This window comes from Methylobacterium cerastii (assembly GCF_022179125.1).
Taxonomy (GTDB): Bacteria; Pseudomonadota; Alphaproteobacteria; order Rhizobiales; family Beijerinckiaceae; genus Methylobacterium; species Methylobacterium cerastii.
On the sequence record NZ_BPQG01000033.1, the window covers coordinates 1 to 24,604 of the forward strand.

24 protein-coding genes are annotated in these 24,604 nt (G+C 70.5%); 9 read left to right on the top strand and 15 right to left on the bottom strand.

Annotated elements, in window-relative coordinates; genetic code table 11:
• The coding region (locus tag MFF13_RS11610; RefSeq protein ID WP_238272224.1) for a hypothetical protein at positions 1-296 on the bottom strand (296 nt) is incomplete at its 3' end.
• Between the two features lie 184 nt (positions 297-480).
• Here MFF13_RS11610 and MFF13_RS11615 point away from each other — a divergent pair.
• From MFF13_RS11615 to MFF13_RS11630, 4 genes are all read left to right on the top strand, one after another.
• A complete protein-coding gene (locus MFF13_RS11615) occupies positions 481-1,572 on the top strand; it encodes an OpgC family protein (RefSeq protein WP_147753857.1) in 1,092 nt (363 codons plus the stop codon).
• A gap of 11 nt (positions 1,573-1,583) precedes the next feature.
• Positions 1,584-2,498 (top strand): SGNH/GDSL hydrolase family protein, encoded by a 915-nt coding sequence (locus tag MFF13_RS11620; protein WP_373322520.1) that lies wholly within the window; start codon positions 1,584-1,586, stop codon positions 2,496-2,498.
• 129 nt (positions 2,499-2,627) lie between these two features.
• Positions 2,628-3,974 (top strand): oligosaccharide flippase family protein, encoded by a 1,347-nt coding sequence (locus tag MFF13_RS11625; RefSeq protein ID WP_238272225.1) that lies wholly within the window; start codon positions 2,628-2,630, stop codon positions 3,972-3,974.
• Positions 3,971-5,110, top strand: coding sequence for a GNAT family N-acetyltransferase (locus MFF13_RS11630; protein ID WP_238272226.1), 1,140 nt, complete (start codon positions 3,971-3,973; stop codon positions 5,108-5,110). The genes MFF13_RS11625 and MFF13_RS11630 overlap by 4 nt, the downstream gene beginning before the upstream one ends.
• Positions 5,111-5,137: 27 nt before the next feature.
• Here MFF13_RS11630 and MFF13_RS11635 read toward each other — a convergent pair whose 3' ends face one another.
• The 5 genes from MFF13_RS11635 to MFF13_RS11655 form a co-directional block, all read right to left on the bottom strand.
• Complete coding sequence (locus MFF13_RS11635; protein WP_147828994.1) at positions 5,138-5,578, bottom strand: hypothetical protein; 441 nt, start codon at positions 5,576-5,578, stop codon at positions 5,138-5,140.
• Between the two features lie 202 nt (positions 5,579-5,780).
• Complete coding sequence (locus tag MFF13_RS11640; protein ID WP_147751372.1) at positions 5,781-7,148, bottom strand: sensor histidine kinase; 1,368 nt, start codon at positions 7,146-7,148, stop codon at positions 5,781-5,783.
• Between the two features lie 297 nt (positions 7,149-7,445).
• The gene (locus MFF13_RS11645; RefSeq protein WP_147828992.1) at positions 7,446-7,766 is read right to left on the bottom strand and encodes a c-type cytochrome; all 321 of its coding nucleotides are present in this window, start codon (positions 7,764-7,766) and stop codon (positions 7,446-7,448) included.
• Positions 7,767-7,997: 231 nt separating this feature from the next.
• Positions 7,998-9,278 carry a PQQ-dependent sugar dehydrogenase gene (locus tag MFF13_RS11650; RefSeq protein WP_147828990.1) on the bottom strand — a complete coding sequence of 427 codons (1,281 nt, stop codon included), beginning with the start codon at positions 9,276-9,278 and terminating at the stop codon, positions 7,998-8,000.
• 108 nt (positions 9,279-9,386) lie between these two features.
• Positions 9,387-10,889 carry an NAD(P)/FAD-dependent oxidoreductase gene (locus MFF13_RS11655; RefSeq protein WP_147814371.1) on the bottom strand — a complete coding sequence of 501 codons (1,503 nt, stop codon included), beginning with the start codon at positions 10,887-10,889 and terminating at the stop codon, positions 9,387-9,389.
• 170 nt (positions 10,890-11,059) lie between these two features.
• On the opposite strand from MFF13_RS11655, the gene MFF13_RS11660 reads away from it, so the two are divergent.
• Positions 11,060-12,850 (top strand): hypothetical protein, encoded by a 1,791-nt coding sequence (locus MFF13_RS11660; protein WP_147828988.1) that lies wholly within the window; start codon positions 11,060-11,062, stop codon positions 12,848-12,850.
• A gap of 66 nt (positions 12,851-12,916) precedes the next feature.
• Here the strand turns inward: MFF13_RS11660 and MFF13_RS11665 are convergent, their stop codons facing one another.
• From MFF13_RS11665 to secG, 8 genes are all read right to left on the bottom strand, one after another.
• Complete coding sequence (locus MFF13_RS11665) at positions 12,917-13,288, bottom strand: hypothetical protein (protein WP_373322522.1); 372 nt, start codon at positions 13,286-13,288, stop codon at positions 12,917-12,919.
• Between the two features lie 11 nt (positions 13,289-13,299).
• Positions 13,300-14,811 carry a S10 family peptidase gene (locus MFF13_RS11670; protein ID WP_147751378.1) on the bottom strand — a complete coding sequence of 504 codons (1,512 nt, stop codon included), beginning with the start codon at positions 14,809-14,811 and terminating at the stop codon, positions 13,300-13,302.
• A gap of 242 nt (positions 14,812-15,053) precedes the next feature.
• Positions 15,054-15,506, bottom strand: a complete 453-nt coding sequence (locus MFF13_RS11675) for a DNA polymerase III subunit chi (protein WP_147751379.1) — start codon at positions 15,504-15,506, stop codon at positions 15,054-15,056.
• A 53-nt stretch (positions 15,507-15,559) separates the two neighbouring features.
• The gene (locus MFF13_RS11680) at positions 15,560-16,726 is read right to left on the bottom strand and encodes a glutathionylspermidine synthase family protein (protein WP_147751380.1); all 1,167 of its coding nucleotides are present in this window, start codon (positions 16,724-16,726) and stop codon (positions 15,560-15,562) included.
• Positions 16,726-17,340, bottom strand: a complete 615-nt coding sequence (locus MFF13_RS11685; RefSeq protein WP_147751381.1) for a DUF1190 domain-containing protein — start codon at positions 17,338-17,340, stop codon at positions 16,726-16,728. The genes MFF13_RS11680 and MFF13_RS11685 overlap by 1 nt, the downstream gene beginning before the upstream one ends.
• A gap of 128 nt (positions 17,341-17,468) precedes the next feature.
• On the bottom strand, positions 17,469-17,867 hold the full coding sequence (locus tag MFF13_RS11690; protein WP_147751382.1) for a DUF350 domain-containing protein: 399 nt from the start codon (positions 17,865-17,867) through the stop codon (positions 17,469-17,471).
• A 16-nt stretch (positions 17,868-17,883) separates the two neighbouring features.
• Entirely contained in the window at positions 17,884-19,512 is a 1,629-nt protein-coding gene (pyrG, locus tag MFF13_RS11695; RefSeq protein ID WP_147751383.1) for a CTP synthase, read from the bottom strand.
• A 174-nt stretch (positions 19,513-19,686) separates the two neighbouring features.
• Positions 19,687-20,103 carry a preprotein translocase subunit SecG gene (gene secG / locus MFF13_RS11700; RefSeq protein ID WP_147828986.1) on the bottom strand — a complete coding sequence of 139 codons (417 nt, stop codon included), beginning with the start codon at positions 20,101-20,103 and terminating at the stop codon, positions 19,687-19,689.
• 264 nt (positions 20,104-20,367) lie between these two features.
• Between secG and MFF13_RS11705 the strand changes: the two genes are divergently transcribed.
• Entirely contained in the window at positions 20,368-20,808 is a 441-nt protein-coding gene (locus tag MFF13_RS11705; protein WP_147828984.1) for a nuclear transport factor 2 family protein, read from the top strand.
• 12 nt (positions 20,809-20,820) lie between these two features.
• Here the strand turns inward: MFF13_RS11705 and tpiA are convergent, their stop codons facing one another.
• Positions 20,821-21,582, bottom strand: coding sequence for a triose-phosphate isomerase (gene tpiA, locus MFF13_RS11710; protein WP_147762336.1), 762 nt, complete (start codon positions 21,580-21,582; stop codon positions 20,821-20,823).
• A gap of 272 nt (positions 21,583-21,854) precedes the next feature.
• Here tpiA and MFF13_RS11715 point away from each other — a divergent pair, with 272 nt between their 5' ends.
• The 3 genes from MFF13_RS11715 to MFF13_RS11725 are packed head-to-tail and all read left to right on the top strand — an operon-like array spanning position 21,855 to position 24,543.
• On the top strand, positions 21,855-22,385 hold the full coding sequence (locus MFF13_RS11715) for a TadE/TadG family type IV pilus assembly protein (protein ID WP_147828982.1): 531 nt from the start codon (positions 21,855-21,857) through the stop codon (positions 22,383-22,385).
• A gap of 53 nt (positions 22,386-22,438) precedes the next feature.
• Entirely contained in the window at positions 22,439-23,098 is a 660-nt protein-coding gene (locus tag MFF13_RS11720) for a TadE/TadG family type IV pilus assembly protein (RefSeq protein ID WP_238272227.1), read from the top strand.
• Positions 23,083-24,543: a TadE/TadG family type IV pilus assembly protein gene (locus MFF13_RS11725; RefSeq protein WP_147828978.1), complete on the top strand. Its 1,461-nt coding sequence runs from the start codon at positions 23,083-23,085 to the stop codon at positions 24,541-24,543. The genes MFF13_RS11720 and MFF13_RS11725 overlap by 16 nt, the downstream gene beginning before the upstream one ends.
• The last annotated feature ends 61 nt before the right edge of the window (positions 24,544-24,604 follow it).

A 24,604-nucleotide genomic window follows, 5' to 3' on the forward strand; every position in this document is an offset into this window, starting at 1 on the left:
CAGCCGATGCAGATGCCGCGCATGAGCTGGTCGTCCTGCTTCTCGTTCGGCGTGCGCGTCCGGCGGTCGTCGGCGGTAGCCGCGCCGGCCCCGGTCGAGGGCGGCATGGTCCGGCCGACACGCGAGGTGTTCGGCGCCGTCACCGTCGAGGCCGCGCCGCCGCCGGTCCCGGTCTCGGCCTGGGCGAGGGCTTGCCCCGCGAGGAAGACTTGCCCCGGGAGGAAGCCTTGCCCCGGGAGGGACGACGCCAGAGCGGCGGCGAGGACGAAGACGGAAATCGGGCGGGTTCTGGACATCGTGCGCTCCTTGGTCCCGGCGTAACGCGGCTCGCGGCGCGGCGGTTCGACCTGTCGAGCGCCTCGTTCGCGTCCAACCTTTGCAGTCGGGCCTGCGCCGCCGTATCAGGACCCGCCTTCGCTGCGTCGCGAAGCGCCGACGCCCGCCGAGCCCGCACGCCGAACTTCCGGAGCCGACACCGCGATGCGGGAACCGAACGCGATCGACTTCTGGCGGGGGCTCGCCCTCGTCACGATCTTCATCAACCACGTCCCCGGCAACACCTTCGAGCGCTACACCTACTCGCAATACGGCATCTCGGACGCGGCCGAGCTGTTCGTGTTCCTGGCCGGCTGGTCGATCGGCATCGCCACCCGCGGCCGCGACGGCACCCCTGAGCCGCGCCTGCGCTCGGTCCTGCGCCTGCTGTCGCGCACCATCGAGGTCTACCGGGCGCAGCTCGCCGTGATGGTGATCGCGCTGGCGATGATCGCCGGCACCGCGCTGGTGTTCGACAACCCGCTCATCCTCGAATGGCACAATGCCGGCGGGTTCTTCGCCGACCCGATCCAGACCGTCGTCGGCATGGTCCTGCTGACCCACCAGCTCGGCTTCTTCAACATCCTGCCGCTCTACGTGGTGCTGCTCGGGATCGCGCCGGCCTTCGTGCTGATCGCCCGGCTGAACCGACTCCTGGCGCTGGGGCTCTCGGTCGGGCTCTATCTCGCCAGCCTGGTCGAGGAGTGGAACCTGCAATCCTGGCCCGGCCAGGGCGACTGGTTCTTCGATCCGTGGTGCTGGCAGCTGCTGCTCGTGCTCGGCTTCGTCCTGCAGGACTGGAACCGCACCTCGGGCACGCTCCGGCTCTGGTCGCGCCGGCTGTTCCCCCTCGGGATCGCGATCGTCGTGCTCGGGATCGTGCTCTCCGTGCTGGAGATCCGGCCCGATCCGATGCTGGTGCCGGACCCGCGACTGCTGTTCACCTTCGACAAGACCTACCTGACGCCGGCACGCCTGTTACATTTCGTGGGCGTCCTTCTCGCGTTCGGCCCGGTCTACGGTATCATCGCGCCTCGGATCCCCTTGATTGTCGGGTATCTTGCGGGCTTGGGCCGGAATTCCCTGGCCGTGTTCTCCATGGGATCGATCTTGAGCCTCGGCGGCCAGCTCTTGCGGTTTCGGACCGGCGGCGGATTGGTCGTCGACATGATCGTGCTCGCCGTCGGCATCGTCGGCCTCGGCGCGACGGCGTGGTTCGTGGAATGGCGCGGCCGCAAGCCCCGGGTGGCGTCGTGAGGACAGGCGCGATGCACCGGATCGCCGTCGCATGGCTTCTCGGCCTGCTCGCGGCTTGGCCGGTCGCGCCTTGGCTGGTCGCGGCTTGGCCGGTCGCAGCTCAGGAGGCGCCCCGTGCGCCGGGCGTCCCGATGGTGGTGTCGCCGCCCTCCGGGGCCGGGAGCAAGGAGGCGGAGCCGGGCGATACGAGCCTGTCGCCGGAATGCCGCGTCCCGGGCTCGCAGCTCTACACCCTGTCCCAGCTCCCGGCGGTGAAGGCGGCGTTGCAGAAGAACCGCCCGGTGCGGGTGCTCGCTATCGGCGGCAACGCCGCGCCCGGGGCCTCGGCGACTTATCCGGTCAAGCTCGAGACGGCGCTGGAGCGTGCGATGCCCAACGTCGACGTGGTGATGGAATATCGCGGCCTCCAGGGCGAGATCGCCTCGGGCGCGGCCGAGCGGCTGCGCAGCATGGTCGCCGACGTGGAGCCGGACCTCGTGATCTGGCAGGTCGGCACCCACGACGCCCTCGCCCGGGTCGAGCTCGACGCCTTCACCGACGCGCTCACCGAGACCGTGAAGTGGATCAAGTCGCACGACATCGACGTGGTCCTGGTCGACCCGCTCTACACCGCGAGCCTCGCGGCGGACGCCTACTATACCAGCATCGTCCAGTCGGTGCGCACGGTGGCGACGCAGGAGAAGGTGCCGCTGGTGCTGCGCTACGACGCGATGCGCTACCTCGCCGGGCGCAGCGACAAGGGCGAGGGCCACATGCTCGGCCAGCAGTTCCGCCTCAACGACCTCGGCCTGCGCTGCATGGCCGAGCACGTCAGCCGCGCGATCACGCTGTCGCTGCAGCAGCCCGAGGCCACCGGAACCGCGGGAGCGACGGCGCCGAAGCCCACCGGTACCGCGGGGGCGACGGCGGTGCCGGCGAGGCCCTGACGCCGGCAAAGCCCTGACGTTGGTAAGACCCTGACGTCGGTAAGACCCTGACCCTGCCCCATTAACCCCGCCGCAACGGCGGCCGGGTTAGGGCTCGGGGCCGATCCGCGCGGGATCGAGGAGGCGGACATGGCGGCGGCGACCCTCGGCTCGGCCGTCCACCGCCTGCGCGCCGCCGCGACCGGCCCCGCCCGCACCGCCCTCGACGTGTTCGCGATCCGCATCGCCTCGGCCGGCTTCGCCTACGGCGCGCAGGTGCTCACCGCCCGGCTGATGGGCTGGCAGGAATACGGCATCTTCGCCACGGTCTGGGTCTGGACCGCGATGATCGGCCATTCGGTCACGCTCGGCCTGTCGCAGGGCGCCTGCCGCTTCCTGCCGGTCGACCAGGCCCGCGGCGACCTCGACCACGCCCGCGGCTACCTCGTGGCCGGCGCCGTCGCGATCGGCGCGGCCGCCCTCCTCGTCGCCGGGGTGGGTGCCGCGATCCTGACGCTGCGGCCCGATTGGGTCGCCGGGCCCTATCGGGCGCCGCTCCTCGTCGGCGCGCTGGTGCTGCCGCTGTTCGCGCTCCAGGACTTCCTCGAAGGCCTCGCCCGCAGCCAGAACTGGGCGGTGCTGGCGATCGCCCCGCCCTACCTCGTGCGCCAGACCGTGATGATGGTCGCGATGGTCGCCGCGATCCTGCTCGGGGCGCCCGCCCACGCCTGGGTCGCGATGGCCTGCATGCTCGCCGCCGCGATCCTGTCGGTGGCGATCCAGGCGACGCTCGTGATCGCGCGGATGGCGCGCACCCTGCCCAAGGGCCCGCGCCGCTACCGCTGGCGCCACTGGCTCGGCGCCAGCCTGCCGATCGCGCTGATCGACCTGGCCAACGCCGGCTTCACCTTCGTCGACGTGGTGGTGCTCGGCTTCCTGATGCCGCCCTCGGCGGTCGGCCTGTACTTCGCCGCGACGCGCATCCAGCAATTCGTCGTGTTCGTGCACTTCGCCGCCGTCGCCGCCACCGCGCAGCGCTTCAGCGCGGCGCATGCGGTCGGCGACTGGGCGACGCTTTCCTGGCTTGTGCGCCTGCAGGGCCGCGGCACCCTGGCGGCCACCGCCCTCGTGGCGCTCGCCGTCGTCGCCGCGAGCCCCCTGCTGCTGGCGATGTTCGGCCCGCAATTCTCCGACAGCATCCCGATCCTCGCCGTGCTCGCCGCCGGCAGCGTCGCCGCGAGCCTGTTCGGCCCGGGTGAGGATCTGCTGACCATGCTCGGCGGCGAGCGGCTCTGCGCCGGCATCACCCTGGCGATGCTGGCGGTGGCCGTCGGCGCCTGCCTGCTCCTCGTGCCGCATCTCGGGGTGATCGGCGCGGCGCTCGGGATGGCGCTGACCACGATCCTGCGCGCCGGCATCCTGGCGCTGGCGGCGCACCGCGTCCACGGCCTCTCGACCCCGGTCTGGACCGGCCTTTTCACGGCGAACCCGCGATGATCTCCGCCGTCCACATGCCCGCGATCGAGGCCGGCCCGTCCGACGCGCCGGATGCGGCCGAATGGGACGACCTGTTCGCGCGGGCGCGGGCGCCGCATCCGCACTACGCCCGCCACGTCGTCGCCGCGCATCAGCGCGCCGGCCTCGCCCCCGAGGCCCTGCGCTTCGTCACAATCCGCCGCGCGGGCCGGCTCGAAGCCGCCCTGCCCTACGGAATCGCGCGCGATGTCAGCGCGCTCGGGGGCCGGGTCGCGCGGCCCTTCCTGTCGCCCTTCGTCACCGCGACCGCGCCCCTCGTCGCCGACGGCCCGGCACGGGACGCCGTGCTCGACGCCCTCGTCGCGGGCCTCGCAGCCGCCTCCGGCGGCCGGGCTTGGCGTTGGCCGCTGCTGCCCCTCGACGGCCCGGCCGGCGCCGGCCTCGTCGCCGCGATGGACCGCGCCGGCTGGCGACGCGCCACGGTGGCCGCGTTCGCGCGCCCGGTGCTCGACCGGCGCGCGAGCCACGACGCGTTCCTGGAGGGCCACCCGCACAAGGGCCGCCTGAAGGACCTCCGCCGCCGCGCCAAGCGCCTCGGCGAGGCCGGCGCGGTGACCTTCGCGACCGCGACTGCCGGCCCCGACCTCGACCAAGCGGTCGCGGCCTTCCTCGCGCTGGAGCGCGTGGGCTGGAAGGGCGCGGCCGGCACGGCGATGGCCTGCCGCCCGGAGCACGCGGCCTTCGCGCGCGCGCTGTTCGGGCAGAAGGAGGGGCCGGCGCAGGGGCCGGTCGGCGCCCGCGCGGACATCCTGGCGCTGGACGGCAGGCCGGTGGCGATCAGCCTCGCGCTCGTCGGCGGCGGCGTCGCGACGCTTCTGAAGACCGCCTACGACGAGGACCAGCGCGCCTGCGCCCCGGGCTTGCTGCTGGAGGCCGAGATCGTGCGCGCCTGCCACGACGACGCCTTCGCCGACAGGCTCGATTCGGCGACGCTCGCGGGCTCGGCGCTCGAAGGCCTCTACCGCGAGCGCGAGACCGTGGCCGAGATCATCGCGATACCGCCGGGGCGCGACGCGCTCTCGCTGGAGCGCCGGGTCGCCCTCGCCCGCTTCGAGCATCGAGCCCGCGACGAGGCCAGGCGGCGGCTCGGCCGCTGACGCGTTTTATCGAAAATCGCGCCGCCGTCACGCGCGCCGGCGGCGCCAGCCGTCGAAGAAGGCGGGGTCCGTCAGCCCCGCGGCGAGCACGCCGAACAGCCCGAGATGCAGGCCGAGCGCCGCGAGCCCGACCCCATGCAGCGACCACAGGGCGACGGCCCCGCCCAGCATCGACGGCGGCCCCGCCACGTAGGCGAATCTGCGCCAGCCCGCGGCCGGCCGCCCGAGCCGCCAGAGGCAGGCCGCGAGCGCGGCCAACGCCAGACCGCCCTTGATCAGGGCCATGCAGCGGATCACCCGGACGAGATCCGGATCGATCGCAACAGCAGGCGCCCGCACGACCCCGATCGTCCCGGCGACGAGCGCGGCGGCGGCGGCCACGACCAGCACCGGGCGCGGCCCGAGCCCGATCGCGACGCGTGCGGGAAACACCGTCGCGTCCGGGGCGAAAGCTGTGGGGACCCGCATCGATGCCTCCGCGTGCGTCCAGGATCGGCTTTGGGCTACCCCCGGCGGGGGTCGCGTCTCAGTGTGAACGTCGGCCAGGCGGTGCGCAACGCATGCATTTCTGCCGGTCCGCTTCGAGCCGAAAAGATCATCGCGCAGGCCCAGGCAGCCCCCACGATCGGACATTCCACCCGCGCGATCCGATTGGATCGCAGCGCCACCCTCATGCGAGGATGGACGACGGAAGGCGTACCGTGAACGTCGTGCCCTGGGCGTTGGTCGCGGTCGCGAGAATGCCGTCGATCTGGCGCACGAAGGCTTCGACGAAGCGCGAGCCGAGTCCCGAGCCGGATGGCCCACCGCCGGTGACCACGAGACCGGCGCCGTTGTCGCTGACGGTCAGGGCGACCTCACCCTCACGCCGGTCGAACCCGAGGACGATCTGACCTTTCCCGTCAGGGAACGCGTACTTGACCGCATTCGTCGCGAGCTCGTTGACGATCAGTCCGATCGTCACCGCGTGATCGGGATCGATCGACAGCGGCTCCGCGGAGACGGAGATCGTGACGTGCGAGCCCTCCCCCAGAAGACTGGCGCGCAAGCTCGTGGCGATGCCGGTGAGGTAGGTGTCCATCGGGACCGGGCCGAGCGCGGCGGAGCGCGCGATGACATCGTACAGCTGGGCGACCGCACCGATCCGAGCCTGCATGGCCCGGTAGCCTTCCCGGCACGGTTCGGCCGCCCGGCGGGCCTCGTAGGATACGAAGGAGGTGATGACCGTCAGGCTGTTCTTGATCCGATGGGCCAGCTCGGTCGACAGCATCTCGCGATGCCGTTCGAGCATCCGCGCCTCGGTCACGTCCTCGAACACCACCAGCATCCGGGTGACGTGATCGCCGGGGCGGAACACCTTGCGGGCGTTCAGCTTGAAGATTCGTCTTCCGAGGCCCGGAAATTCGTCCTCGATCTCGAAGCCGTCGAAGGCCTCCTCGTCCGGGACCACGCGCGCCAACAGCGCCTGCAGCTTCCCGATCTTCCATTGCCCCTGCGACAGGTCGTGAAGCTTATGGCCGATCACGGCTTCGGCGGGCACGTCGAAGAGCTGCAGGAAGGCGCGGCTCGCGGTGGTCACCCGCATGTCGCCTTCGAGGATCAGGAGCGGATCCCGAATGGTATCGACGACGTTCTGGGCAAGTTCCCAGGTGCGTTCGCTTTCGCGTCGCGCTTCGCGCGCCTCCGTCACGTCCTCGATGGCCAGCAGAAGCCGCTCTGTGCCGTCGCCCGGGCGGTAGACCTTGCGGGCGTTGAGAAGCATGACCTTGCGACCGATCCCGGGGAAGTCGTGCTCGACCTCATAGGCCTCGACGACCTGGTCATCGGGGATGATCGTGCCGAGCAGGTCTCGGAGAGCCGGAATGTCCCACTGGTCGTTGCCGAGCTCGAACAACCGCTGCCCGATGGTGTCCTCGACCGTCACGCCGAAGGTGCGGCAGAACGCGCGATTGGCCGACCGGACGCGCAGATCCCCGTCGAGCACCAGAAGACCGGTCGGGATGGTTTCGACGATGTCGTTGGCGCTGATGGCGTTCATGCCGGCCCATCCATCCGGATCTCCGCCGTCTTCCTGCATGGCGGTCGTCCTCGAATCGTTATGGCTCTTCAAGCAGTAGACCGCGACCGACCGACATCATAGATCCTTCGGCAGACAGCCCCGACGCCAGCCGACATTCCCGATGCCCAGCGTGCGAACGTCGGCCTTTTGCATCCTACAGGTCGATCGCTACGCCACGATCGGGTCGAGACCAGCCGGTCGAGCAGGCTCGCGTTTCAATCCGAGGCTCGACGCCGAGGACAAATTCGCCCCCCCGGCCGGCGGCGTTCGTCCCGCTCAGCCCGGCGGGATCACCTCGATCTGCAGGCCGCCGTAATAGGCCGCGAGGTTGGCGATGTCGGCATCCGACAGGTCTTTGGCCACGACCGACATCACCGGGTTCTGCCGGGTGCCGTCGCGATACTCGGTGAGCGCCTTCACGAGGTAGACCTCGACCTGGCCGGCGAGGTTCGGCGCCTCGGGCAGCTTCGAGAGCCCGTCCATCCCGTGGCAGGTCTGGCAGGCGGTGGCGCGTTTCCGGCCCGCCGCCGCGTCGCCGGCCTGGGCGAGGGCGGGCGCGACGGCGAGGATCAGGGCGAAGGCGGCGAGGCGGATCATGCGGGGACCGGGCGGGTGCGAGCCTGTGGACGTTCGAGAATGCGCATCGCCCGCACGCCGCCGAGCCCGGGATCGGCACCCCGGCCGCACGCGCCGGGCGAGCCCGGCGCGTGCGTGTGCAGGTGACTGTGCAAGTGGTTTTGCAAGTGGCTTTGCAAGTGATCCTGGAAGTGATCGTGCAAGTGGCCGTTCAGGTGTCGGTGCGTGTGCCTGCAACGATGGAAATGCGTTCTATTTCGCGTCGTTTTCGTACGAAATCCGGTAGATCGCGCCGGCCGCGTCGTCGGAGACCAGGAGCGAGCCGTCGAGCAGCACCGCGACGTCCACGGGGCGGCCGAGATACTCGCCGTCGCCGGTCAGCCAGCCTTCCGCGAAGGGCTTCGGCTGGCCGACCTTGCCGTCGACGACGGGCGCGAACATGACGCGCGCGCCGACCGGCTCGGTGCGGTTCCACGAGCCGTGCTCGGCGATGAAGATGCCGCCGCGATAGGCCTGCGGGAACTGGCGGCCGTTGTAGAAGGTCAGCCCAAGGTCGGCGGCGTGCGGCGCCAGCTCGGCCACCGGGGCGACGACGCCGGCCGGCGGGGTCTGGTCCTTGTACTCGACGGTGCGGACGGCGCCGCCGCCGAACCACGGGAAGCCGAAGTTCTCGCCGGCCTTGGTGGCGTGGTTGAGCTCGCCCGGCGGCTTGTCGTCGCCCATGCCGTCGACCTGGTTGTCGGTGAACCACAACGACTTGTCGGCGGCGAAGTCGATGCCGACGGAGTTGCGGATGCCGGTGGCGTAGACCTCGCGGTTCTTGCCGTCGGCGTCCATGCGCACGATCCCGCCGATGCCGTGCGTGCGGTAGAGGTCCATCTTCTCGGGCGCCGGCACGTTGTAGGGCTGGCCGAGCGCGATGTAGGTCTTGCCGTCCGGGCCGACGCGGCAGACGCGGGCGGTGTGGTTGTAGCTCTCCTCCGAGGCCGGGATCAGCTCGCCCTGCTTGACCACGATTCCGGCGGCGACGTCCGGGTTCTCGTAGAAGAACTCGGCCGCGGGGAAGGACAGCACCCGGTTCTGCTCGACAACCGTGAGCACGCCGTCCTTCGAGAAGCAGACGCCGTTGGGGATCTTGAAGTCGATGCCCGGCGCGAAGGCGCGGACCTCGTCGGCGACGCGGTCCTTGTCGCGGTCGGTGACGGTGTAGACCTTGGTCTTGCGGGTGCCGACGAACAGCACGCCGGCATTGGGGCCGACGGCGATCGCGCGGGCGTCCGGCACGATCGCGTAGAGGTCGATCTTGAAGCCCTCGGGGAGCTTGATCTTGGCGAGCGTCTTGCGGATCGCGTCGGCCTTGCGGCCGGTCTGCGGGATTTCGGGGGCGGGCGCCGTGTTGGTGCTCTGCATGCCCTGGAGCTTGACCAAGTCGTCCACCTTGGCCTTGGTCTCGGCGGGCAGCGCGCCCTGGGCGAGGGCGGACGTGACGAGGGCGGCGCTGGACAGAAGCGCGGCGAGGAACACCGGACGCATGGGGCTGATCTCCCGAGACCGCCCTTGAGACCGGGCGTTGGCGGGGAGTGTATGCCGCGGGCGGGCGCCGGCAAGGCCGCGTCGTAACGCGGCCCGGCCTCTGTCGCCTCAGGCGACCTTGCGCGGCACCAGCCGCTCGCTGGCGAGGGCGTGCTCCGCGCCGGAGACGCCGGCCTCGGTGTACTCGGCGTCCTCGTTGACCCGCCAGACGTCGTGGCGGCGTTTGCCCGCGACGATGTTCTCGACGGTGAGCATCGCCGTCATCATCGCATGGTCCTGATTGTTGTACTTGTGCATGCCGTTGCGCCCCACAAGATGCAACGTAGGGTAGTCCATCTCCAGCTCGATCCGCACCAGCGCGACGTTCTCGGCATAGGTCTCGTCGTAGACCGGATAGGCCTTGGGCTGGCGCACGACGCAGGCGTCGATCACGTCGGCCGGGTCGATCAGGCCGATCTGCCCGATCTCGCGCTTGGCCAGCGCCACGAGGTCGGCGTCGCTCGCGGTCCAGAGGCCGTCGCCCTCGAAGCAGAAATATTCGAGTCCGAGGCAGGTGTGGGCCTCGTCGGGCACCATCTCCGGCGACCACGAGCGGAAGTTCTGCACCCGGCCGACCTGGACGGACGGGTCGTGGATGTAGATCCAGTTGTCCGGGAAGTCCTCCTGCGACTTGGCGATCAGCGCCACCGTGACGAAGTCGCGGTACTGCAGCGCCCGCGCCTGGAATGTGCTGATCGGGCGCGGCGTGATCGCGTCCACGAGCTCGCGCACGGGCGCCGACGAGATCACGTGGCGCGCGGTGAAGGTCTCGCGCGTGCCGTCGCCGCGCAGGGCCGAGACGCGCCACAGGCCGGCGGCGGCGTCGAACGAGAGGCCGTCGACGCCCCGGTCGAGCAGCACCTTTCCGCCCTGCGCGGCGATCTTGTCGGCGGCCGCCTCCCACATCATGCCGGGGCCGCGGCGGGGATAGCGGAACGACTCGATCAGCGTCTTGATCACCGGCTCGCCGGCCTTGCGCTTGGCCTTGATCCCGAGCGATCGCTTCAGCGCGTCGCGGATGGCGGCGCCGAGGTCGAGGCCCTTGATGCGCTGCGCGGCCCAATCGGCCGAGATCGCGTCGCAGGACATGCCCCAGACCTTCTCGGTGTAGGTCTTGAAGAAGATCGAGAACAGCTTCTCGCCGAACTGGTTGCGGACCCAGCCGTGGAAGTGCTTGGGCTCATGGATCGGCTTGGCGCGGGCGTAGAGGTAGGACAGCACGCAGGCGGTGCTGGTGAGGATCCCAAGGTTGCGCAGGGCCTCGAACGCCTTCAACGGGTAGGCGTAGTACTTGCCCTGGTAATAGATCCGCGACAGGCGCGGACGCTCGATGAAGTCGTTGGGCAGGATCTCGTCCCAGAGGTCGACCACGGCCTTCGACTTCGAGAAGAAGCGGTGCCCGCCGATGTCGAACAGGTAGCCGTTGTGGCTCACCGTGCGCGAGATGCCGCCGACCTGATCCGGGTCGCGCTCCAGCACGGTGACGTCGCGGCCCTGCTTCGACAGCAGGTAGGCCGCCGTCAGCCCGGCGGGTCCGCCGCCGATCACCAGCGTCTCGGTGTGGTGACTCATCCGCTGCCCCGGCCTGCCTTCGCGTCGTCGGACCCTGCTCCCGGCGTGGTTAAGGAAACCTGCCAAGCCGGCGGCCTTGACCGCCCGTTAAGCGCGTTCGCGGCAAGGTCGCGCCAGCACGACGAGACCCGTCGCGGCCGGACCCTCCGGCGGACAACCGGAGAGGCGCGATGGCGGCCACAGCTTCGTTTCCGGCCGCGCCGCCGGCGGGCCTCCATGCGCGCAAGCTCCTGTGGCTGCTGGTCCTATTCTGCGTCGTCACGCTGTATCCGCCGGGCGACGTGATCGAGACGATCCGGCACCTGCGCGTGCCCGACACCGACGACGCCATGCGCCTGGTCGAGGCCCGCGACCTCGCCGCCGGCCAGGGCTGGTACGACAACGTGCAGTACCGCTTCCTGCCGCCGGACGGCGTGCCGAGCCACTGGTCGCGCCTGCTCGACGCGCCGCCGGCCGGCCTGCTGCTCGTGCTGACGCCGTGGGTCGGCTCCGGTCTGGCGGAGGGGCTCGTCGCGGCGTTCTGGCCGCCGCTGCTGCTCGCGGTCTACGCGACCGCGCTTTTTTCCGGCGTCCGGACGAGCTTCGGCCCGCGGGCGGCGGTGCTGGCGGTGCTCGCCGCGACGCAGACCTTCGGCGTCACCGTGCAATTCGCCGCCGGCCGCGTCGACCACCACGACGTGCAGATGATCGCGATCCTCGGGATGGCGACGGCCCTGATCCGCGGCGGCGCGCGGGCCGGGGTGGCGGCCGGGGCGCTCGCGGCCTTCTCCCTGGCGATCGGCCTCGAAGGCCTGCCCTCCGTCGCGCTCGGGGCGCTGTTCGTGGTCGGCGACTGGGTCTTTCGCGGCCGGCCGGCCCTGCCCTGCTTCCTCGGCTTCGGCCTCGGGCTCGGGCTCGCGGCGCCGCTCCTGTTCGGGGCCCAGACCGCGCCGCATCTCTGGACCGCCACCGCCTGCGACGCGCTCTCGCCGCCCTGGCTCTGGCTCGCGGGCGGCGGGGGCGCGGCCGCGCTCGCCTGCGCCGGGCTCGACCGGCGGCTCGGCTCGATCGGGGCGCGCATCGCCGTCGTCGCGGCGATCGGCGCGGTCCTCGTCGGCGGCTTCGCTCTGCTGTTTCCGATCTGCCTCGGCGGCCCGTTCCCGGGGATGACGCCGCTGGTCCGAGACCGCTGGCTGCTCATGGTCAACGAGATGACCTCGGTGCCGAAGTTCGTCGCCCGCCGGCAGTGGGAGATGCTGGTCTACTATCCCGTCCTGGCGCTGGCGGCTTTCGCCGCCTCCTGGGCGGCGTTCCGCGGGGCGCCCGAACATCGGCGCGCCTACGGCGTCGCCGCCGTCCTCCTCTGGCCAGGCCTCGTCATCGGCTGGTTCCAGTTCCGTGGGATCTACGTCGCCTCCGGGCTGATCCCGTTGGTGGCCGGGCCGGTGCTCGACCGCGCCCTCGCGCTGGCGGGCGACCGCGCCGCCGCGCCGCGCCGGCGGGCCGGCCTCGCCGCCCTCGGCATCGCGATGATCAGCACCGCCTGGATGGCCCCGGCGGCCCTCGCCGGCCTGTTCGAAGAAAGCGGGGCCGCCGCGGCGAGCGCCGAGGCCTTCGCCTGCCAGGCCGACGCCGCGGTGAAGCCGCTCGCCGCGCTTCCCGCCGGAACGGTGCTCGCGCCGGTCGTCATGGGGCCGTCGATCCTGATGCGGACGCCGCATGCGGTGGTCGCGGCGCCGTATCACCGGGCGATCCCAGGGCTCACCGCCGCGATCGAAGGTCTCGGCGGCAGCGAGGCCGACCTGCGCCGGCACGTGGCGGCGCACGGCGTCCGCTACGTCGTCGTCTGCCGTGCGCGGCCGAGCCCAGGCTTAGACGGACCCGCCTTCGCCACGCGCCTCGCCCGCGGCGAAGTCCAGGCCGACTGGCTCGAACCGCTGCCCCTCGGCGGCGACGTGCTGAAGGTTTGGCGGTTGCGGTAGCGCGGATCGCGCCGCCTCGCTCACGATGTCGTAAAGGTCGCGACGCGAAGACGCGCCTCCGGCTGCCTACTTCACAAAGCGGTCGAGCTTGTTGTTGACGAAGAAGTAAAGCTCCTTCGCCCCGGGCTCGGTGTAGAGCACTTGCACCTCACGACCCGCGCGGCCTTCACCCACCAGCACGTCCACCGGCGGGCGGCCCTTCAGGCGCACGAGGTCGCACTCGCCGATCCCGAGTTCGATCGCGGCGGCGCTCGTCGGGACCGGCCCGGTGCAGGACCCGTCCGGCGCGAGCACCGGACCGGTGAAGGTCGGCGCCGCGGCCACGCGCGGCGGGATCGGCACGATCTCGGAAGGGGCCGGCGGCGGCGTCCGCTCGGTCACGGTGCAGGCGCCGAGGAGGGCTGCCGCGAACAGGGTGCCGCTGGCGAGCGTTCGCAGGTCGGGCAACGTCACGGCGCCTCCTTGCGCTCCAAGTTGGGTGCGGTGCCCTCGCGGGCCTTCAGCGCGGCGGCGTAGAGGGCCGAGACGTCGCGCTTGAACGCCGCCCGCGTATCGGGGCGGGAATAGAACATGTGCCCGCCAGGGTACACCGCGAGCGACAGCCGCGGCTCAGGCCCATAGGACGGGATTTGGTCGATCAGCAGTTTGGAGGCGAAGTACGGCGTCACCAGGTCGGTGAAGCCGTGCGCCACCAGCACCCGGACGTTGCCGTCGAGCGCCAGCACCCCGCGAAGCGCTCCGACCGCCTCGGGCGCGGAGCGGCCGCCGCCCCAACTCCAGCTGCGGTTCACGGCGGTGTTCAGGAGCTCGTAGCGCAGGTTCGTCACCCGCCAGTTCAGCTTCTTCGCGTAGAGGTCGATCATCGCGCTGGTGAGCGGCGCCTGCAAAGCGGTGAGCAGCGGGTCGTCGAAGCCGGAATGCGCCGCGGTCGGGTCCGGGTCCCAGCCGCTGACGCCGGTGTCGTAGGCGCTGGCGACGCGGCCCGTGGCGCGGTCGACTTCGCGCTGGACGCTGTTCGACGACAGCCGCCCGCCCTGTGCCTTGACGAATGCCGGATCGAGCCCTGTCAGCGCGGCGACGCGCTCGGTGAGGCGCGCCACCGCCGGCGCGTCGTTCGGCCCCTTCAACAGGTCGGCCAGGTAGGCGCCGGTGGCGTAGCGCTCGGTGTCGGCGAGCGTGTCGCGGGTCGGCACGGTGCCGGCCCGCTCGAGGGCGCCGGCCGCATACGAGGGCAGCCGCAGGATGTTGCCCCACGGGTTGGACCGCGGCGGCGACAGGGTGCCGAAATCGAGGACCGGCGAGAGCAGCACGAGGCCCGACAGGCCGACGCCGACATCCTCCTGGAGCTTGGCGGCGATCAGCGGCCCGCGGAAGCCGCCGTAGCTCTCGCCGACGTAGAACTTCGGGTCGCCCATGCGGGTGTTGACGCGCAGGTAGCGGGCGATCGCCGCCGACAGCACCGAGGCATCCGAGTCGACGCTCCAATACGCCTTGCCGTCGCCGTCGGCGGCGCGGCTGTAGCCGGTGCCGACCGGATCGATGAAGACGAGGTCGGTGAAGTCGAGCCAGGTGCCGTCGTTCGGCACCAGCGCCACCGAGCGTGACGGGCTGATGCTCGACCCGTCGGCCGGCAGGCGCCACGGGCCGATCGCGCCGACGTTCAGGTAGGCCGACGCCGCGCCGGGGCCGCCGTTGATCGCGAAGGTGATCGGCCGCGCCGTCCCGGCCGCCGCGGGGCGAGTGTAGGCGACGAAGGCGATCTCGGCCTGCAGCTTGCCGGACTCGTCGACCAGCGGCAGGCTGCCGGCGGTGGCGGTGAAGTCGAGCTTCTGGCCGTTGGGGAGCGTGACGCTCTGCTCGGTGGTGGAATCGGGCGGAAGCTTGCGGCCCTCGGCCGGCCGCGATTCGGAGGGGCCGCGCTGCGGCGCCTGGGCGATGGCCGGAAGCGGGGCGAAAGCCATCAGGAGCGCAAACCCGAACGCGCATGCCCTCCCTCCCCTGCGGGAGAGGGTTTGCCTCGCGTCGGCGAGGCTCGGGAGAGGGGTGCGCGTTATCCGGCACTGTCGCTCCCCCCTCCCGGCCCGCTGAGCGGACGACCTTCTCCCGCAGAGGGGGGAGGGAAGCGCGCGGAGCGCGGCCTCGATCGCATTGTCAAACAAGCGCATGGCGAATCCTGAAATCCGGTCGGGTGCGCGAGGGAACGTCACGCCTTCTTCAGCCAGCGGCCGTCGTCGTCCTGCTGCCAGTAGGCGACCGCGTGGCCGGCGGCCTTGGCCGCCTTCCACTGCTCGCGGGCACGCAGGAGCGCATCCTGGTCGGTGCCGTCGAACAGCACGCAGATGCGCTGGTAGTCGCCGGCATCCGGCGGCAGGTCGGCGCCCTCGACGAGGAAGCGGATCGCGGCGGCGTTGGGGTTGGTCTCGCGCAGCGTCAGCACCACCGGCTGGCTCGCCGCATCCGGCTCGCGATCGGTGCCGTGGGGCAGGAAGCTGTCGTCGCGGAAGGTCCAGAGGTGGTCGTCGAGCGCCTGCAGCCGCTCCTCGGTCGCCGCCTGGATCGCCGCCTGCCAGCCGCGCTCGCGCGACTTCTCGACGAGGTTCGGCAGCACCGCTTCGAGCGGCTGGTTCTGGAGGTGGTAGAAGAGGATGTCCGTCACGTCCGCTCAGATAGGCCGTCGCGCGCGCCTTGCACAGCGCGTCATCGGCGCACTCACCCCGGCAGGATCACGTGCGGGACGAACAGGGCCGCGTTCGTTGTGATCGGCCCATCCGACTCGCGCAGGCACAGCCCGACGCAGTCGTCGCCGACGATCCAGGCGCCGACGAGGGCGTGGCGCCCGTCGAAGCACGGCAGCTCGGCGAGCGCCTGGCGGACGTGACCGCCTGCGCCGTAGGGGCCGTGGTCCTGGGCCAGCACGGCGCCGTCGCACACCATCAGCACGTTGGCACCCTCGCGCGAGAACAGCGGCTTCTTGACGAAAGAGGTACCGAGCCGCGCCTTCTGGGGGTCATCCTCGAAATAGGCCGGCAGCAGGTTCGGATGGCCCGGCTCGCGGGCGAACAGGTGCGGCAGCAGCCCCTTGTTCGACAGCACCGCCTTCCACGGCGGTTCGAGGAAGCGCGTCGGCGTCGCGGACAAAGCCGCGCCGAACGCATCCGCGAACGCCCATTCCCACGGATAAAGCTTGAACAGGGTCGTGATCGGCGTCAGCGCCCGGTCGACGAAGCGGCCGTCGGCGGCGAGCCCGATGTCACCGAGGTCGAGGAAGCGGGTCGCGAGGCCGGCCTGGCGCGCGCAATCCTCGATGTAGGCGACGGTGCCGCGGTCCTCGGGCGCGTCGGCGTAAGCCGTCAGCGCCAGCGACGCGCCGCCGACCGCGCGGAAGCGGGCGATCAGGCGCTCGTGCACGGCGTTGAACTGGTCCGACCCGGCCGGCAGCCGGCCGAGCCGCAGCAGGTCCTCGAGCCACAGCCACTGGAACACCGCCGCCTCGTAGAGCGCCGTCGGCGTGTCGGCGTTGTATTCCAAGAGCTTGGCCGGGCCGGTGCCGTCGCCGCCATAGGCGAGGTCGAGCCGGCCGTAGAGCGTGGGGTCGCCGCGGCGCCAGCTGTCACGCACCACGTCCCAGGCGGCTTCCGGAATCGCGAGCGAGGCGAGGATGCGCGCGTCCTCGACCGCGTCGGCGACGAAGTCGAGGCACAGGGCGTGGAGCTCGGTGCCCGGCCCCTCGATGTCGCGCTCGACCTCTTCGAGGGTGAAGGCGTAGGCGTGGCTCTCGTCCCAATAAGGTGCCCCGTCGAGGGTGTGGAAGGTGAAGCCGTTGGTCTGCGCGCTGGCGCGCCAGTCCGGCCGCTCGCCCAACGCGATGCGGCGCATCAGCCGCCGCCCCCGTGGCCCGCCGTCCCGTGCGCGGCGAAGCTGCGGCCCGTGGCGCCGAACCCGCCGAAGGCGGCCGGACGCACCGCGGGCGACGAGACCCGCGCGCTCGACGACGCGCCACCGCTGCCGGTGACGACGCGCCCGCCCCAGCTCGTGCAGTAGCCGCCTCCACCCGCGCCGGACGACGCGATGCCGGCTTGATCGGGGCGATGATCATACAGCGGCTGTGGCGCGAGGGCCTGCTCGGCCAGTCGGCCGACCGCGTAGCCGGCGAGGATCGGCACGAAGCTCCCGGCGGCGCTCGCCGCGACGGCGGTACCGTCCACGCAGTGCCCGGCGCCATGATGCCCCTCGCAATCGACGCGTGAGGGATAGCGCGGCGCGCCTTCCGGGTAGGCGGCCAGGGCCGTGGCGTAGGCGCTCCGGCAATCGTTCTCCGTGCGGAGCCCGCCGCGGATGCAGGCGTCGGGATCGCGGTAGACCAGCACGTCCTCCTCGCGCTGCGAGGGGTCGCAGCGGCCGAGCGCGAAGGCCGTGGCCCCTGCGCCGGCGACGAGGACGAGCGCGACGGTGGTCGAGCGCTTCGAGGACCGTTCGATCGGCGAGGACATGATCGTTCGGACCGTCTCGGACGGCCCGGCTCCTGGACGGCAGAATGCCGCAAGGCCGAGACGTAAGAACTCCGGCCGCGCTTGAGAAGGTCGCAGGCCGACGATCGGACGGCCGCGACCGGCCGCGTTCAGTAGGTCATGGACGCGGCGTCGATCACACCGCCAGCGAGCGAGGCGGCGGCCAGCAGGATCGCGGCGGCGCTTTCCCCATCTGCGATCCGCCGCGACAGGTCCGGCAGGACGAGCCGGACCAGGAAGTAGATCAGGATCTGCACGACCAGCGCCACGAGGCCCCAGATCACGCAGTCGAGGACAGACTGCGCGTTGTAGATCGCCACGGCGAGCGGCAGTGCGTAGCCGACCAGGCTGCCGCCCAGCGCGATCGCGGCGGCGACGTTGTTCGCCCGGATCAGCGCGATCTCGCGGTGCGCGGTCGCCGTCAAGTAGACGCCGAGGTAGAGCGCCACCAGCCCGCAGGCGACGGCGCCGTAGCCGAGGAAGGCGGGCAGCCCGGAGATCGACGTCATCGCGGGCACCGCCGCCTCACACCAGGCGGCTCTGCTCGATCGCGGCGCCGACGAACCCCTCGAACAGCGGATGCGGCGCGAACGGGCGCGACTTCAGCTCGGGATGGAACTGGACGCCGATGAACCACGGGTGGCCGACATGCTCCACCGTCTCCGGCAGCAGCCCGTCCGGCGACAGGCCGGAGAAGCGTAGGCCCTTGGCCTCGAGCCGCTCACGGTAGGCCATGTTGACCTCGTAGCGGTGCCGGTGGCGCTCGGAGATGTCGGTGCTGCCGTAGATCGCGGCGATCTTGGTGTCGGGGTGGAGCGTCGCGCCGTAGGCGCCGAGCCGCATGGTGCCGCCGAGGTCTCCGGCGGCCGCCCGCTGTTCCAGCTCGTTGCCGCGCAGCCACTCGGTGAGGAGGCCGACGACAGGCTCGGGCGTGTCGCCGAACTCGGTGGAGTTGGCGTCGGGCACGCCGGCGAGCGACCGGGCCGCCTCGATCACCGCCATCTGCATCCCGAAGCAGATCCCGAAATACGGGATCTTGCGCTCGCGCGCGAAGCGGGCCGCGCGGATCTTGCCCTCGGCGCCGCGCTGGCCGAACCCGCCCGGCACCAGGATGCCGTTGATCCCCTCCAAGAATGGGGCCGGGTCCTCGCGCTCGAACACCTCCGCCTCGATCCATTCGAGGTTCACCCGGCAGCGATGGCTGATGCCGCCGTGGGTCAGCGCCTCGGTGAGCGACTTATAGGCGTCCTTCAGCCCCGTGTACTTGCCGACGATGGCGATGGTGACCTCGCCCTCGGGGTTCCGCACCCGCTCCGAGATCGTGCGCCAGCGCGTCAGGTCCGGCTCGCCGTCGTGGGCGAGCCCGAAATGCGCCAGCACCTCGCGGTCGAGGCCGGCCTCGCGGTAGGACAGCGGCACGTCGTAGATCGAGGCGACGTCGCGCGCCTCGATCACCGCGGTCTCGCGCACGTTGCAGAACAGCCCGAGCTTGCGCCGCTCGTCGGCCGGGATCGGCCGATCGCAGCGGCATAGCAGGATGTCGGGCTGGATGCCGATCGAGCGCAGCTCCTTCACCGAATGCTGCGTCGGCTTGGTCTTCAGCTCGCCCGCGGACGGGATGTAGGGCAGCAACGTGAGGTGCACGAAGGCGGTCGAGCCGCGCGGCAGGTCGTTGCCGAGCTGGCGGATCGCCTCGAAGAACGGCAGGCCCTCGATGTCGCCGACCGTGCCGCCGATCTCGACGAGCACGAAGTCGAAGGCGTCGTTGCCGTCGCGGACGAAGTCCTTGATCGCGTTGGTGACGTGCGGGATCACCTGGATCGTCGCGCCGAGGTAGTCGCCGCGGCGCTCCTTGGCGATGATGTCCTGGTAGATCCGGCCCGTGGTGATGTTGTCGGCCCGGGTCGCCGGTACGCCGGTGAAGCGCTCGTAATGCCCGAGGTCGAGGTCGGTCTCGGCGCCGTCGTCGGTGACGAAGACCTCGCCGTGCTGGGTCGGGCTCATCGTGCCCGGATCGACGTTGAGATAGGGGTCGAGCTTGCGCAGGCGCACCGTGTAGCCGCGCGCCTGGAGCAGCGCTGCGAGCGCCGCAGAGGCCAAACCCTTGCCGAGCGAGGAGACCACGCCGCCGGTGATGAAAACGTACCGCGTCATGGGCCTCGGTCCATAGAGAAGGCTGGGCGATTCGCCAAACGGCATGACACCCGCATCGCGCGATCCCCACGGAAATCGCGCAACGCTGGATTGGGCAGGCCTAGGGCGGGAGCGTTAAGTTTCTTTTGTCCGATCGAACGGCGCGGCTGCGCCGTCCAGGGTGCGACGCGGCGTTCAACGCGACTGCGGCGCGTCCGGAACGGCAGGCTGAGCCGGAGCGGCGGGCGCCGTCGAAGTGCCCTCGGCCGGGGCGTTGTTCTGGCGGCGCAGAGTGTCGAGCAGGTTGTCGGCGCCCGCGGGCTGGCCGGTCGGCTGCGCGGTGCCGCCGGCGCCGTCGAGGATCGACTTCGGCGCGGCGGAGCGGTGCGACATCACCGCCAGAGTCAGGCTGGTGACGAAGAACAGGGCGGCGAGGATCGCGGTGGCCCGCGTCAGCGCGTTGGCCTGGCCGCGCCCGGTCATGAAGCCGGAGACGCCGCCGCCGCTACTGCCCGCACCGAGGCCGAGGCCGCCCTCGGAGCGCTGCAGCAGCACGACGCCGATCAGCGACAACACGATGATGAGGTGGACGACGATCAGGACGGTCTGCATCGGGTTTCCGGAATCGTTTTCAGTGCGTGCGCCGGTCCCGCGAGCCGCCCGCTGGGGTGGGGACCGGACGCGGCGGCCGGCGCTGCGTCGCACCGGCTGCCCATCTGGCGGGGGCATACACCACAAGCGGGCGGGCGCCAAACATGACGATCGCCGACGCGATGTCAGCCGTCCGCCTCGCCGCACGTGGGCTCCGCATGCTCAAAGACGGCGTCGGAACCTGGCGCGGCCAACGCGCCCCGACCGGATCGGAAGGAAGACGCCATGCCCATCGCACGCCGCCCCCTGCTCGCTCTCGCTCTCGCCGCAGCCCTCCTCGCCTCCAACCCTGCAGTATCCGCTGGAGCCGCGACCGAGGTGGAGGCGGCGGTCGACGCCCTGACCGCCGCCCTGCTCGCACCGGACGCCGCCGCCCTCGACGCGCTGGTGCTCGACGGCCTGAGCTACGGCCATTCCGGCGGCGCAGTGCAGGACAAGGCCGCCTTCGTCGACGCGCTGACGAGCCGGCGCTCCGCCTTCCCGAGCATCGTCCTGTCGGACCGCTCGGTCTCGGTCGTCGGGGAGGACGCCATCGCCCGGCACGTCTTCAGCGGCGAGACGACCTCCGGCGGCAAGACCGTGCCGGTGCGCATCGGCGTGATGCAGGTCTGGCACCGCGACGGCGGCCGCTGGCGGCTGCTCGCCCGGCAGGCCTACAAGATCTGAGCGGGGCGCCGCTCAGGCGTAGGCGGCGCAGATCCCCAGAAAGTCCTCGGCGACGAGGCTCGCGCCGCCGACAAGCGCCCCGTCGACGTTCTCCACCGAGAGCAGCTCGCGGGCGTTGCCGGGCTTGACCGAGCCGCCGTAGAGGATGCGGATCTTGGCCGCCTCCTCGCCGACGAGCTTGTCGAGCATCTCGCGCAGGGAGGCGTGGACCTCGGCGATCTCGCGCGCCGTCGGCGTGCGGCCCGAGCCGATCGCCCAGACCGGCTCGTAGGCGATCACGGTGTCGGCCGCGGTGGCGCCCTTCGGCGTGCCGATCGCGAGCTGCGCGCGCACGATGTCCAGCGCCCGGCCCTGCTCGCGCTCCTCCATGGTCTCGCCGACGCAGATGATGCCGCACAGGCCCGCGCGCCGGGCGCCGAGCGCCTTGGCGTGGACGCCGTCGTCGGTCTCGTGGTGGTAGGCCCGGCGCTCGGAATGGCCCACGATGACGTAGGTGGCGCCGAGGTCGGCCAGCATCTCGGCGGAGATCGAGCCGGTGAAGGCGCCGCTCGGCTTGGCGTGCAGGTTCTGGCCGCCGATGGCGATCGGCGAATCGTAGGTCGCGGCCACGCAGGCCGAGATCAGCGTCGAGGGCGGGCAGATCAGCAGGTCGATGGTCTCGGCGAGCGCCGGCGACAGCCCGGTCCGCACCGCGTCGACCACGGGGATCGAGGCCCGCGTCCCGTTCATCTTCCAGTTGCCTGCAACCAGGGGCCGCCGTCCCGAACGCATCATCGATGTCCCTGCCGTCCCTTGCGCCGCCCGTCGCATGCGGGGGCCGGGGCTACCAGAGCCCGCCCGAGGGCGCAAACCGGATCGGCGCCCGCGTGAGACGATCGCAGGCGAAGATCATGCGACGCTCGCTGTGAGCCAAAGCAGCCCGAAAGGGGCGCATCGGGAAATGGCCCGCGAACCGCGCGGAATGCCGTCCAGGCGACGGGGCATTAGGCCCGAAAAGACTACACTATGTTAGACTGGCCTTAATTCCTGCCGTGCCATGACAGGGCATGCGCGGTGCACGGCAATTGCTACAGGGTCGAAGTGGGGCGACGGCGGTCGAGTTCGCCCTCGTGGCGCCAATGCTGCTGTTGACGATCACGTTCGTCATGGTCGCCGCCCTGGTTCTGTTCGTCAACCAGCGGCTGGATTACGCCACGAGCCAGACCGCGCGTCAGGTCATGACCGGCAAAGCCCAGTTCGGGTCCACGGATCAGGCCACCTTTAAGACCGCGCTCTGCAGCAAGCTTCCGAGCGTGATGTCGTGCGCGAACGTCGTGGTGAACCTCTACATCGTCCCGCTGCCTTCCGCGGGCGGATACTACAATTTCGTCAAGCCGGACGGTAGCGGATTGCAGATCCCGTCGCAGAGCAGCGGCCCGGGCCAATACAATCTCGGGAATGCCGGCGACTACCAGTACCTGCAGGTCATCTACCCGATCCCCGTCCTGCCCGCGGCCTTCGCGTCCATGCTCGGGAACGGCGGCACCAACAGCTACCTGGCGGTCTCGACCGCGGCGTTCCGCAACGAGAAGTTCTGATGGCGCGCGGCCCGACAATCCTGGCGCGACGCTTTCGTGACGACGGACGCGGCGTGTCCATCGTCGAGTTCGCGATCGTCCTCCCGATCCTTCTCATGCTGATGCTGGGTGGCCTCCAGGTGATCACCTACGTCAACGCGACGCGGAAGGTCGAGCTCGTCGCACACTCGATCGGCCAGATGATCTCCCAGACCACGCCGCCGCAGGGCTCCACCATCGCGACGGTCAACGCGACCGACCTGCATTTCAGCTACGACGCGGCCCTCGTCCTGTTCCCTTACCTTCTGAAGGACGCTCCGCGGCAAGGTCTGCAATGGTGGCAGGACATCACCATCAACTACACCGGCGTCGCCTTCACCCAGAAGTCCACCGGTTGCACCGACAGCGCCGACATGAGCGCCTGCTACAACGCCAACGTCGTCTGGACGAGCACGGGGACCTACGGCGGCAACAAGCGGCTCTGTGTGACGCCGCTGCAGCCCGCGGACAACACGGCGGCGGCGAGCGCCGGCACCCTGCCGCGTTCGGTCTACGGCCCGGGCTCGCTCATCGTCATCGACGTGGTCTTCACGTTCAAGCCTACCTTCGGCGCGAAGTTCTTCCCGGCCAGCCGGGTCGCCCGCTCGGTCTACGTCCAGCCACGCTACGCCAGCCTCGTGAACTACGACACCACGAACAGCGACGGGATCGCCTCCAAATGTCCTGGCTACTGAATCGCCTTCGCCGGGCCGGCCGGCCTCCCGCAGCGCGTCCGAGCTTCGCGGCGGCGCGTGACGGCAACGTCGCGATCATCTTCGGCCTCAGCCTGATCCCGATGATCGGTCTCATCGGGCTCGGGGTCGATTACGGTGTCTCGATCACCGACAAGACCAAGCTCGACAGCGCAGCGGATGCGGCCGCGGTCGCAGCCGTGGCGACCGCCAAGGCCTACATCGCCGCCAACCAGGGCCAATCCAACCTCACCGCCAAGGCGATCGCGGCGGGCATCACCCAGGCCACCAACGTCTTCAACGTCAACGCAGGAAAAGTTCCTTACGCCACCTACACGCTCCAGACGCCGCAGCTGGTATCGAGCGGCCAGACACTGACCTCGACGATCGTCTACACGGCCACCGTGACGAACAACTTCGGGCGGATCTTCCGCACGCCGACGACGACCCTCGCCAACACCGTGACCGCCTCGACCGATCTCCCGAGCTACCTCGACTTCTACCTGATGGTGGACGTCTCGGGCTCGATGGGGTTGCCGACCTCGGTCAATGACATGAACCGGCTCGCCGGCATGAACGTCGAGTCGGCGATGACCGACTCCAAGCAGGGTTGCATGTTCGCCTGCCACTTCCCCGGAGCGAACGGATGGAACAAGGCTGTGAACGCCAGCCCACAGATCCAATTACGCTCGGATTCGGTCAACAACGCCGTCTGTCTGCTGCTCCAGCGCGCCGGCAACCAGATCGTCCCGAACCAGTATCGGGTCGGCATCTATCCGTTCATCAACCAGTTGGCGACGCTCTCGCCGCTCTCCGGCAACCTCGCCAGCGCGAGCACCGCGGCCGATTGCGCCAAGACCTGGCCGATGACGCTTACGAAACTTCTCGACACCAACACCACTCAGCTCTCGGTCAACGTTGACCCGAGCACCGGCACCGGGAGCGGCGGGACGCATTTCGAAGTTGCCCTGCCCCAGATGAAGTCGGCGATCTCGGCTTTCGGTGACGGGTCGTCCACCAGCAACCCCAAACCGTTCGTATTTCTGATCACGGACGGCATGCAGAACGGGCAGCACTACTATATCATAAAGAACGGAAAGTACACCTATCCCGGAAATCCGTCCAAATTTGCTGGGTACTCCAATGCTTGGTGGGATAGTTCTAGCCCTTCTCAGATCGATCCCGCCAACTGCACAGCACTGAAGAATGCCGGTGCAACGATCTCGATTCTCTACATCCCGTACATTACCATCAATTCCCCGGACGATGGGACCTATACGGCTTGGGAGAACAACCGCGTCAATCAGTTCAGCCCGACGCTTTCGACGCCGCTTAAGAGCTGCGCCTCACCGGGCTATTTCTTCACGGCCAGTTCGTCGGACGAGATCAATGCCTCGCTCAGCGCGATGTTCGACCGTGCCGTGCGGATGACCCGCCTGACGCAGTAGGCGGTCGCGCGCCCGCCTTTGCCTGCCGGGGCGGACTAGGCTATCGCGGACGGATCGAAGG